Annotated in this window: 11 protein-coding genes and 2 tRNA genes; 3 read left to right on the top strand and 10 right to left on the bottom strand. The window is 41.9% G+C overall.

The genetic code is table 11. The annotated features are described in order from the left end of the window. Both G564_RS0102570 and G564_RS0102565 read right to left on the bottom strand, forming a co-directional pair. Complete coding sequence (locus tag G564_RS0102570; protein WP_029036278.1) at window positions 1-231, bottom strand: FeoA family protein; 231 nt, start codon at window positions 229-231, stop codon at window positions 1-3. A 111-nt stretch (window positions 232-342) separates the two neighbouring features. Beyond that, entirely contained in the window at window positions 343-1,014 is a 672-nt protein-coding gene (locus G564_RS0102565) for an SCO family protein (protein WP_029036277.1), read from the bottom strand. Between the two features lie 156 nt (window positions 1,015-1,170). On the opposite strand from G564_RS0102565, the gene rseP reads away from it, so the two are divergent. Together rseP and G564_RS0102555 are read left to right on the top strand one after the other, a co-directional pair. After that, complete coding sequence (gene rseP / locus G564_RS0102560; RefSeq protein WP_029036276.1) at window positions 1,171-2,544, top strand: RIP metalloprotease RseP; 1,374 nt, start codon at window positions 1,171-1,173, stop codon at window positions 2,542-2,544. A gap of 67 nt (window positions 2,545-2,611) precedes the next feature. Continuing rightward, window positions 2,612-4,057 (top strand): bifunctional metallophosphatase/5'-nucleotidase, encoded by a 1,446-nt coding sequence (locus tag G564_RS0102555; RefSeq protein WP_029036275.1) that lies wholly within the window; start codon window positions 2,612-2,614, stop codon window positions 4,055-4,057. An 85-nt stretch (window positions 4,058-4,142) separates the two neighbouring features. Here the strand turns inward: G564_RS0102555 and G564_RS20865 are convergent, their stop codons facing one another. The 5 genes from G564_RS20865 to proC all read right to left on the bottom strand — a co-directional run bounded on the left by G564_RS20865 (window position 4,143) and on the right by proC (window position 7,668). After that, entirely contained in the window at window positions 4,143-4,283 is a 141-nt protein-coding gene (locus G564_RS20865) for a GIY-YIG nuclease family protein (protein ID WP_084625568.1), read from the bottom strand. Window positions 4,284-4,320: 37 nt separating this feature from the next. Further along, window positions 4,321-4,394 (bottom strand) — tRNA-Asn (locus G564_RS0102545). Window positions 4,395-4,526: 132 nt separating this feature from the next. Next, window positions 4,527-4,600 (bottom strand) — tRNA-Asn (locus tag G564_RS0102540). Between the two features lie 218 nt (window positions 4,601-4,818). After that, entirely contained in the window at window positions 4,819-6,627 is a 1,809-nt protein-coding gene (locus tag G564_RS0102535; RefSeq protein ID WP_037373362.1) for an AMP-dependent synthetase/ligase, read from the bottom strand. A 234-nt stretch (window positions 6,628-6,861) separates the two neighbouring features. Then, window positions 6,862-7,668: a pyrroline-5-carboxylate reductase gene (gene proC, locus G564_RS0102530; RefSeq protein WP_029036273.1), complete on the bottom strand. Its 807-nt coding sequence runs from the start codon at window positions 7,666-7,668 to the stop codon at window positions 6,862-6,864. Window positions 7,669-7,918: 250 nt separating this feature from the next. Here proC and G564_RS0102525 point away from each other — a divergent pair, with 250 nt between their 5' ends. Then, a complete protein-coding gene (locus G564_RS0102525; protein WP_029036272.1) occupies window positions 7,919-9,472 on the top strand; it encodes a M20/M25/M40 family metallo-hydrolase in 1,554 nt (517 codons plus the stop codon). 260 nt (window positions 9,473-9,732) lie between these two features. Here G564_RS0102525 and G564_RS18385 read toward each other — a convergent pair whose 3' ends face one another. From G564_RS18385 to G564_RS0102510, 3 genes are all read right to left on the bottom strand, one after another. Next, window positions 9,733-10,257: an HD domain-containing protein gene (locus G564_RS18385; protein WP_037373361.1), complete on the bottom strand. Its 525-nt coding sequence runs from the start codon at window positions 10,255-10,257 to the stop codon at window positions 9,733-9,735. A gap of 95 nt (window positions 10,258-10,352) precedes the next feature. Beyond that, the gene (locus G564_RS0102515; protein ID WP_029036271.1) at window positions 10,353-10,721 is read right to left on the bottom strand and encodes a hypothetical protein; all 369 of its coding nucleotides are present in this window, start codon (window positions 10,719-10,721) and stop codon (window positions 10,353-10,355) included. Window positions 10,722-10,729: 8 nt separating this feature from the next. After that, the gene (locus G564_RS0102510) at window positions 10,730-11,716 is read right to left on the bottom strand and encodes a DUF1028 domain-containing protein (protein WP_029036270.1); all 987 of its coding nucleotides are present in this window, start codon (window positions 11,714-11,716) and stop codon (window positions 10,730-10,732) included. Between the last annotated feature and the right edge of the window lie 31 nt (window positions 11,717-11,747).

Raw genomic sequence — 11,747 nt, 5'->3', positions numbered from 1 at the left:
TTAGGTAAGAATTTCAATTTCTATTTGCCGGGCCGTCTCATTTCTAATGGCAAGATGACTGCCATTAATGTTCACGTACAATGGATCGCGAAATGGTGCAGATTGTACGAGCTCCACTTCATTGCCCGGCAAACAACCCATTTCAAGAAGCTTTAGCGGAATAGTCTCAGCTGAAAAGCTTTTGATGATACCGCGCTGGCCCCTTTTAAGATCGGCAATTGTCTTGCTCAATGTTATTTAGATTGATTTTAAACAAGGCAAAAATAAGGTAAAATCAACGATTAGGAAAACCTTAATTCACAAAAGACCTCTTTTATGATGTATAGTTGATAAAGATCAGTTTTAACGATATTCTTTCTTGAGAATCTGAATATCTTCCATTAATTGAGCTATGGCATCGGGGTCGGTACCGTCATAAAATCCTCTTATTCTTCTTTTCTTGTCAACGAGCACGAAGTTTTCGGTATGTATCATGTCAAAAGCTCCGCCATCCCCATCGCTTTTTGCTGCCAGGTAGGATTTCCTTGCGAGATCATAAATTTCTTTTTTGTCGCCGGTTACCAGATTCCACTTCTCATCTTTCACACCCTTCTCATCGGCATATTTACGTAAAACCGGGACACTGTCATAATTGGGAATGACGGTATGGGAAAGCAAGAACACCTCTTCATCATCCTTCACTTTCTCCTGTATCTCCAGCATATGATCTGTCATTATAGGGCAGATAGTCTGACAGGTGGTAAAGAAAAAATCGGCTACATATATGCGGTCTCTGTAGAAGTCCGGCGTAATAGTATCTCCATTTTGGTTGTAGAGCTTAAAGTCTTTAATCGTGTGATATTTTCTTACCTCCTGCACAGTACTATCCACCAGTTCGGCATTGACCATATCTGGTTGGTATACAGGAAGTCTCTTCTCGGGCGTCAGGATATTGTATATGATGGTGATGATGATCACAGAAAGCACAAAAAGAAAAATTCCAAAGAATTTATATTTGGCAAAAAACCGGAGCATAGGGATTTTATTTGATGCAAAATTACGATTCCGAAATTCATTTTTAAATCATTTGATACTTAAAATTCTCTGATTCTTAACCTGCTGAACTTTTAGACTTTTTTGAGAACCTTTAAAAGTTTACTTTTGTGCGATTTTAATTTACCCAAGATTGCTATGGATCCCTTTTTTATAAAAGCACTTCAATTAATACTCAGTTTATCTATTCTTATTGTACTTCATGAGCTTGGACATTTTATTCCTGCGAAGATGTTCGGAATAAAGGTGGAAAAGTTCTTTTTGTTTTTTGATGTAAAATTTGCCCTTTTCAAGAAGAAGATCGGTGATACGGTATATGGTATTGGCTGGCTTCCGTTAGGTGGTTATGTCAAGATCGCCGGGATGATCGATGAGAGCATGGATAAGGAACAAATGGCACAACCACCAAAACCATGGGAATTTAGAACAAAACCGGCATGGCAGCGCCTCATTGTAATGGTTGGAGGAGTTACTGTGAATATAATTGTAGGATTCTTTATTTATATGATGGTAGTCTTCACCTGGGGTAGCCCTTATATTGCACCCGAAGATATGCCAAATGGTTTTGCTGTTGACGATACTTTTAAGGAATATGGATTCCGGGACGGGGATAAAGTGATGGCTGTTAATGGAGAGCAACTTAAAAACAGTATTGACATCAATAAATATCTCTTTTTGAGAGATGTGAAGAGTATTACGGTAGAGCACCAGGACGGGCAAAGGGAAACCCTTGAGGTTCCTGAAGATATTGGTTCTCAAATGTTTGAACAGGGAGTGATGCAGCCATTTGTGCCTATGACCATTCCAATTCTTGATTCGGTTATTGCGGGTAGCCCTGCAGATCGTGCAGGTCTTAGAAAAGGAGACAGGATCATTTCTATCAATGATTTCGAAGTAGGATACTGGCACCAGTTAAACAGGAAAGTGGCCGAAAGCAAGGGAAAAGAATTGAGACTGGTTTATAGCCGTGAAGGTGAATTTGAGAGCGTTGAGATGGATCAGGATAAAGCTGCCGTACTTGATAATAATTTAAAATCTGTTTCTATTACTCCGAATGAGGAGGGGAACCTGGGAGTTTATGTTGATGCGGAATCTTCCATAAAGGTAAGCCGGGAGCACTATTCGTTTTCAGAAAGCATTACAAAAGGCTTTGACCTTGCCTACTGGACACTACACGATTATGTTGCTCAATTTAAATATGTATTTACAAAAAAAGGAGCCACACAAGTGGGAGGTTTTGGAGCCATTGGTGGTCTTTTCCCCGATGCCTGGAACTGGCAGGCCTTCTGGATGACAACAGCTTTTATATCGATCATTCTGGCCTTTATGAATATTCTGCCAATCCCTGCGCTTGATGGGGGACATGTAGTATTCCTGCTGTACGAGATGGTGACGGGGCGCAAACCCAATGAGAAGTTCATGGAATATGCACAACTGGTAGGATTTGTAATTTTGATTGCACTTGTGTTGTTTGCCAACGGGAATGACATTTATCGTTGGTTGTTTGAATAATCGTCGATTCTAAAGACTAATCTTAAGGCTGGAAAAATCTCATTTTCAGCCTTATTTTTTCACTCGTATGAAGAAAATATCAAGAGTCATTTCTGCTGCGGAATTCCTTTGGAAAATGACATTTTTGGCAGGTATTGTTTTTCTAGTTTCCTGCTCTACCGAAGATCCCGTGACGCCTGAAGTTGAGACTAAGGCCGAGAATATTGTGATCTTTTCAATCAATGATCCCCACGGGAAGATCCATAACTTTGACAAGATCAAGGCGATCATCGACAAAGAAAAGGAAACCGAATCCCAGGTTTTCTTTGTCTCTGGCGGGGATATATTTTCCGGAAATCCTATTGTGGATTATCACCCCGAAAAGGGTTCTCCTATTGTTGATCTCATGGGAAAGGCAGGAATGGATGTAAGCGCACTTGGCAACCATGAATTTGATTATGGACAGCAAATTCTTCAGGATAGAATACTGCAGGCTAGCTTTCCTTTCCTCTGCGCCAATCTGGTGAGAAGCACCTCCGGATTCGTAATTCCGCAGGGAAAAGTAGTCATTGAAAAAGATGGCTTCAAAGTCGCCTTTTTAAGTGTTGTGGAGACCGGCTCTTATGATAACAAACCGCTCTCTCACCCAAAGAAGCTGGAGGGCCTGGAATTTTCTGAAGGAGTGGATGCCATAGGTATTTTTGAAGATGACGCCGATGTAAAGGAGGCTCATTTAGTTGTGGCACTTACGCATTATGGAAAGCAGGGAGACCAGGCGATCTTACAGCAACACGATTTTGTGGACCTGGTAATAGGCGGACACAATCACGCGGTTTACAGCGAGGAAGTAGCTGGGCGCGTTATGGTGCAATCTGGGGCAGATCTAAAGTACCTTACAAAATTGTCTTTAACTGTAGAGAAAGGAGAGATCACTTCTTATACGCGTCAGTTGATTGATCTTGATGCTGCTCCCCAAAGAGATGCAGAAGTACAGAAACTCATAGCAGCTTATAATAATCAACCGGAATTTTTTGTGGAGATTGGCACTTCTCTTCAGGATCATAGCAGGGCAGAAACTGCCTGTTTTTATACCACTGCTCTCCAGACTATCACTGGTGCCGACATTGTTTTTCAAAACTATGGGGGAATTCGTGCTACTTTGGATTATGGAAAAATAACCCCTTTTGACATCTACACTATTGATCCTTTTCAAAATGGATTAGACACTTTTTCAATGACAGTGGGAGAGGTGGAAGATTTTCTGAATGTCTCTTATGCGCCTTCTTTAGCTTACTCCGGAATCAAAATGGAACGTAGGAATGGTAGGGTTGAGCTCATTACAGCAAATGGTAATCTTCTCTCCAACTCAACTACAGTTACCGTTGCCCTGAGTGATTACCTGTCCCATGTTTATTCACAGGATTTCACTCAGCCAGTTACGACTTTCGAAAAAACCACTGCAGAATACCTCATAGACTACCTGATGCAGCACCAATCGGTAATTGACCTGGATGGCTGCAACCGCGGAATTTGATCCGATGAATAGAAGAGAGATAATAATTTAGATGAACCGTTACTGTGAGCTGCTTTTTGTCTCTACAAATAGATTTGAAGAATAGCTACCAATCGGCTGTCTTTCCGGTAAACTTATGACCGGGAGAAGTTTCATGAAACTCTATTCTTGTTTCTGAATCAGAAGTAGATCCAATATAAAATCTGTCCAGTCTTGCTGATCTTAGAATATAAACATAATACTCCATAGAAAACAAAAAGCCACCGAATGGGTGGCTTTATTTGCTCCTCCTCTTGGGCTCGAACCAAGGACCCTCTGATTAACAGTCAGATGCTCTAACCAACTGAGCTAAGGAGGAATTTCAATATGTCCAGTTTTTTATAAAGCTTACTGATGCTTTTTGCTCCTCCTCTTAGGCTTCCCTCAATCTCGAAGCGTCGGTACTCGGGATAAATTTCTCGCCCAAAAGAAAATTCAACATAAAATTAAGCTCCTCCTCTTGGGCTCGAACCAAGGACCCTCTGATTAACAGTCAGATGCTCTAACCAACTGAGCTAAGGAGGACTGTCGCAACCATTTTTGCGGTTGCAAATATAATTTAAAATTTCTATTTCCCTAAACAATGTTTGAAAAAAGTAAAGTGGAAATTATACTTTTTTATCATGAAGGACAGGAGCAAAAATAGGCTACATTACTTCACGAATTTTTGTACTGCCTCAGTGTGATCTATACTACCTATTCGAATTTGAAAAATTGAAAGCCGTTAGAAGGGGAACCATTATTTAAGAATAAATTGAATGTATAAACTCTTCATATTTCTCGAGGATCGTTCTTCTTTTCAACTTAAGGGTGGGAGTTAACTCTCCACCTTCAATCGTCCATTCATTCGGGATCAAGCGGAACTTCTTTATTTGCTCAACCGGATTAAAATCAAGGTTGTATTTCTTTATTGATTCACTAATTAACTGCCGGACTTCCTTCGTGTCCAGCACCTTGTCGTTTCCGGGGTAGGGGATTTCCTGTTCCTGGTACCATGTCTTTAAACTTTGAAAAGCCGGAACGATCAAAGCCCCTACGAATTTTTGGAATTCCCCTACCACCATGATCTGCTCGATCCAGGGGCTTTCCACCATTTTATTTTCGATGGGCTGCGGAGCAACATATTTTCCGCCGCTGGTCTTGATCAACTCCTTTTTTCGGTCTGTGATCTTAAGGAATTTTCCGTCTATGAACTCTCCAATGTCACCTGTTCGCAGCCAATCTCCTTCCATGACCTCTTCCGTCAGATCGGGTCGTTTAAAATATCCCATCATCACATTAGGACCTTTGCAAAGGATCTCTCCGTCTTCGGCTATTTTTACTTCCACACCTTTCAGCAGTGGACCCACAGTACCAAACATCCTGTTTTCTTCACTATAGCGATTTCCGCTAATGATTGGGGAAGCTTCCGTTAGACCATAGCCTTCCTGTATAACGATCTCTGCTGCGGTGAAGATGCGCAGTAATCTTACCTGGCAGGCAGCTGCACCGGTAATAATTGATTTCACTTCTCCACCCAATGCTTCTCTCCACTTGCTAAAGATTAATTTGTTGGCCACCGCCAACTGTAGTCTGTAGGTAAGGCTCTGAGGTTTATTGATCTCAAACTTTTCAGCTAAATCAAGAGCCCAGAAAAATATTTTTCTTTTTACTCCTGTTAATTCGTTGCCTTTTGCAAGTATGCCTTCATATATCTTCTCGAGTAGACGGGGTACTGTGGTAAATAGTGTAGGTTTTACTTCTTTGAGATTTGCTGCTATGGTATCCATGCTTTCGGCATAATATACTGCAGCCCCACTATAGAACTGGCAGTAAGTCGCCATACGTTCAAAGGCATGGTTGAGCGGCAGAAAACTAATGACACGTTTTCCCTGCACGCCAACCTCCTGGATCACATCTGCAGCGCCAAGAGCATTACTTACAATATTCTTGTGTGAGAGCATAACTCCTTTTGGAATACCTGTAGTGCCCGATGTATACAGAATGGTGGCGAGATCGGTTTCCTTTACCTTCTCCCTGCTTTCCTCAACCTGAAGCTTTTGCTCGGGAGTGATCTCCTGCATCAATTCTGTCAGTTGTGGTATTCCGGGTACAGTTTTGAAGGAATAAATGTGTTGTAAACGGGGCAGTTCAGATTCAATCTCCATGATCTTTCCGAAGAGGGAAGTATCACCAACAAAGATCATTTTCACGGTGGCATCCTGAAGTATGAATTTGAGTTCATTGTTAGTGATATTAGGATATACAGGCACAGAGACTGCTCCCACCTGCTGAATGGCCATATCAGCCAACATCCATTCAGGGCAGTTCTGGCTAATTATTCCAATTTTGTCCCGACTTTCAATGCTGCCATCGCCTTCCGAAAATCCCATTTTTATAAGGGAAGCACTTATTTGATCTACTTTTTCACCAACTTCCCGGGTGCTGTATTTTCTCCATTCACCATTTTCCTTTGCTGCCAGCATATCGGGAAGTGGAAAGTTTTCCAGCTGATAGCTAAGGAAGTCAAAAAGCCGTTTTGGATCTGCTTTATGTTTTATCTGTGCATTCATTTTATAAAAGCTGTTGCTACCGAAAAATCAGGCGAAGAAATGCCATGCCCGTTTCGGTTTAGAAGTGCAAAAGTATTATATAAATAAGATAAAAAGATACCGGAAGAACCACAAATATTTTCTGAATTTCTGTTCTCCTTAGAAAACAGAATAAAAAAGCCTAACAGCTACTCAGGAACTGTTAGGCTTATCTGTAATTTCAGGTCTGAATCCTGAATTATATTTTTTATTGAATTAACTTTCCTCTCCCAGTTCCACAGCCCTGTCAAATGCTGCGTAAGCTGCTTCTTTGATCAATTCCTTTACATTGTTGTCATCCATGGAATCCAGTGCTGCACGTGTAGTACCTCCCTTTGAAGCTACACGGTCCATCCATAAGGTTGGAGAGAGGTCGTTCTGGTTAAACAGTTCTACGGCACCTTCAAAAGTCTGACTCACCAATACCCGGGAATCGTGCTCCGAAAAGCCCATTTTTAAGGCTGCTTCCAGCATTGAATTCATGAAGTAGAAGACATATGCAGGTCCGCTCCCGGAAATGCCGGTAGAGGCATCAATATAGTTTTGATTCTTAACGTGAATTGACTCCCCTGTAGTGTCGAGAAGATTTCTTACCATAAGCAACTCAACCCTTGAAACTTCCTTGCTTTCTGTATAGGAAGTAACTCCTTTTCCAACCTGTGCGGGAAGATTAGGCATTGCCCTTACAACCTTTTTAATACCGAGACCTTCCTGGATCCTGTTAATAGTTACACCGGCCATAAGAGAAACAGCTATTTGTTCCTCGTTCATCATAGGCTTCATTCTTTCAAATAGCTCTTCGCTGTGAAAAGGTTTTACAGCCAGAAAAATTACATCGGCTTCCGGAAGGGCATCTTCAAGTTTTTCATGAACATCAAAAATTCCCATATCCTTCAGCAAGACGATCTTGTCTGGCGATACATCGTAAACCATGAGCTTTCGCCTGTTTAAGAATGTTGATGACGCCATGCCTTCTGCATAGGTGAGACCCATATTACCTGCTCCGATAACTAAAACTTTCATTGTATGATATTTTAAATCAGTTTGTGCAAAGACTGTACTTTACACACCTTCTTTTATTTTTTTATTAGAAAATAATATTTTACACGTGTTAAGTTACTAAATTTCAGGTATATATAATTATATCTATTTTCACCTTCTCCCGACAATAAGTCAAAAACCCGAAAATTTGTCAGTTCCATGTAAACCTTCAGTAGCAAACCATGGTCTTAAATTAATATATTTGGAAAAATTGATCTAAAACTATCTTCAAATGAAAAAAATTTCAGGAATTCTACTTTTTTGTTTCCTTGTGGCAGGAAATATCTCTGTGGCACAGGAGCATCCTGTAATCCAGAACATCGTAAAAGAAGCTGAAGAAAATTCTAAGCTTGAGCAGCTGGCTCATCAGCTTCTTGACAGCATTGGTCCCAGATTGGTGGGAACACCACAAATGAATTCGGCTCACAATTGGGCGGTTAAGAAATTTGAGAACTGGGGTATTCCGGCAGAGAAGCAGCAGTGGGGTGAATGGCGCGGATGGGAACGTGGAATTACCCATATTGATATGATTGAACCACGAGTGCAGACACTGGAGGGAAGACAGCTTGCATGGAGTCCCTCTACCGGAAAGAAGCCCGTTACTGCCGAGGTCATTACCTTGCCTGAAACGGTTTCAGATTCTACGGCATTCCAGCGATGGCTTCCGAATGTAAAAGGTAAATTTGTGCTGATCTCAATGCCTGAGCCTACTGGACGACCTGATTATAACTGGGAGGAATTTGCTACTGAAGCTTCTTTTGAAAAAATGAAACGTGAACGTAGGGAGCAGACAGAAGCATGGAGGGATAAATTTCGCAACATGGGTTATAACTCAAGAACGCTGCCTGCAGTCCTTGAAAAAGCCGGTGCTGCGGGAGTGATCACTTCCAACTGGTCAAACGGGTTTGGAGTGAATAAAGTTTTTGGAGCTTACTCAAAAAAAGTTCCTACCCTCGATCTTGCACTTGAAGATTATGGATTGCTCTACAGGCTGGCTAAAAATGGCAGTAAGCCAAAAATAAGAGTGACTGCGGAATCAAAAGAACTGGGGATGGTACCAACCTTTAATACTATCGCCACGATTAAAGGAACAGAACTGCCTGAAGAATACGTTATACTTTCTGCACACTTTGACTCCTGGGATGGAGGAACCGGTGCGACAGATAATGGTACCGGTACTATTGTAATGATGGAGGCTGCAAGGATTCTTAAAAAGCATTATCCAAATCCCAAAAGAACAATAATAATTGGGCTTTGGGGAAGCGAAGAACAGGGGCTTAATGGATCCCGTGCTTTTGTAGAAGATCATTCTGAAATCGTCAAAAATACTCAGGCTCTTTTTAACCAGGATAATGGAACAGGAAGAGTGGTAAGAATTTCCGGAAACGGTTTATTACACGCTTATGACTATCTTGGAGAATGGCTTTCTAAAGTTCCTGATACAGTAGCAGACCATGTAGAGACCGAATTCCCCGGAAGACCCGGACGTGGCGGTTCAGATTATGCTTCTTTCCTTGCTGCGGGAGTTCCTGCTTTTAACCTGAGCGCCCTAAACTGGTCCTACTGGAATTATACCTGGCACACCAATAGAGACACTTATGACAAAATAGTCTTTGATGATGTGAGAAACAACGTGATCCTTACAGCTGTGCTTACCTACATGGCCAGTGAAGATGATGAGAAAACCTCAAGGGAACAAATTAAGTTGCCAAATAATCCACGCACAGGCGAACCCATGACCTGGCCCGAGCCGCGTTCACCTAATCGTAAAGGCGGTGTGGAGTAAAAGAGAGTCAAGAGCTTAGAGCCAAGATTACAGACTCTCTTATATAAGTAAATTAAGCTGCAGAAATATCATTTTACCTAAGGTGTTAAAAATGGTATATTCTGCAGTTTTTTTGTTGTCGTACTAAATGGTTAAAAACCATTTTTCTGTAAATTCTACTCCACAGCCCCGGGTTTAAACCCGTGCTATAAATTTGAGGATGACCTGAACCGTTTCAACGGTTTCATTGTCGTTAAAAATTGTAATTTTCTGCAGCTCTTTTACTTTACACCCAGAGCTCTTTTGCCTTCTGCAACTTCACGCCGTGCCCTGTCAAAGAGTTCTTTATCTCCACCTACCAAAACCCGAGAAAGTTTTTCCATTTCCCTTATATATTTCCGGCCAAAACCCGGATCGTTCTTTACGATATCGGGTGTGTTATCAATTACATCGGCCAGTTTAATGGTTTTCGCTTCTTTGCTGATAGTCGCCTGCCGCTCCACTTCCTTATCTTTTCGAGCCCGGCGGTTGAGCTGAGGATAATTTTCCTTCATGAATTCATCTGTGAGTTCCTGCACCAGATCAGCTACTTTTTTTCCGAATTTTTGCTCAATTTCTTCAATTTTCACAGCGGTATCTTCCACCACATCATGTAGATATGCGGCGCAGATCATTTCGGTGGTATGAGACACACTTCTAACCATCTCTGCGACTCGTTTTGGATGTTCTATGTAAGGCTCACTAGTGAATTTTCGTTGCTGTTCCCCATGAGCCCGGGTGGCAAATTCCAGGGCTTCTTCTTCCATTGTTTTTCTTTTTAAAATAAGGATTTTTCCGAAGTAGAAAAAAGCGCAAAAAAAAAGCTGCCCGAAAGCAGCTTTAAAAATGTCATTTTTGGAACTTACTTATTTAACGGTGCTCCCACAGGAACTGCACAATCATGACCCGGCTCTCCATGCGGCGGATTCACTGTCGGCGTTTGATTTACCCTCACCGGAGAGACCGAAGTCGAAGGCAACTGACTGGTAGGGGTGGGATTTGCAGTTTCTCCGGGATTCGATCCGTCAAGCGGAGCTCCAACAGGAAGGTCACACCTGTGACCTGGAAGCCCATGTGCCGGATTAAGAGTTACAGCAGTATCATTTGTAGTGGTACTGGCTTCGGTAGCCGGTTGAGTTGCAGCTTTCGGTTGTTTTTCTTCGTCTTTACACGAAACCATAAAAACAAGTCCGAGGGCCAAAATAATGATGTTTAGTTTCTTTAGTATCATAGCTATATTTATTTAGTAAGTTTATTTAATTCTTCTTCCGAAATGTTTAGCAGTCCTGAAGCGGGTAACCTCCGGGTCATTTCCTTCCAGTTTTCATCTTCTTTAAAAATGGCTTCAAACATGGGTGTTGCCTCGTCTATTCTTCCACTGTTCGCCAATGCCACTGCCGTCCAGTATTGCATTTCCAGATTATCAGGGAATAATTTCATGGCGTTTCCATATTCTTCAAGAGCCTTTTCTACATTCTCTTCTTCCATGGCAAGATCTCCGCGATTCATGAATTCATAGGCCCGGGAAACTTTAAGCAGTCGCTCTAATTCCACGAGAGGTTCAGTATGATCATCAACCCGTAGGTCAATTTTCTTTTCCTCCCATGGATTTTCAACTTTTTCGGCGCCTACTACAATAAGTGCTGCCGATTGTTTTCCGCGGATGTCACCTCCTTCAGCTTCTGCAGCCTGCATGGCTTTGAGAACTCTTTCGGCTAAAGGCAGACCTTCATTTTCCTGAAAAGCCTTAGCCATAGCGGGAACTACCGTATTATTCAGCATCATATTAGCCTGAACAGAGAAATTTTCAGCAGCATAATGACCTGCAGCTTCCACACATTTATCTCCGGTATGGGCCGCAGTTTCTCCCTTAGCGTTTAAAAAAGCCACCTGCCGGTAAGCTTTCCCATCATCCTGAGCCAATAATTGTTCAAGAGCTTCAGAAGGAGATTTTCCCTCTTCCATTAATTTTAATCCGTTCGGGCCATAAGCGGGATTAACAAAAGACTGGGTGGCAACAACACCTACCCCGGCCTTTCCCCAGGAAACTATCGAACCCACAGAAAACCAGTGACTTTGGACTCCCACTGCCATTTCCCCTGTTTTGGAATCACGCGCCACAATAGAATAAGTATGCGCAAAGGCATCTTTCATGATTTCAGGATTTTGCGCAGTAAGCTCAGATAGCGGGAGAACAGTGAGGAATGCTAGAAGGAGTTTTTTCATCTGTAAATTTTTCTTACTCAAATATAGGACA

The sequence above is a fragment of the Salinimicrobium xinjiangense DSM 19287 genome, from assembly GCF_000423585.1.
GTDB lineage: Bacteria > Bacteroidota > Bacteroidia > Flavobacteriales > Flavobacteriaceae > Salinimicrobium > Salinimicrobium xinjiangense.
This window is presented reverse-complemented; position numbering and strand designations above follow the sequence as displayed.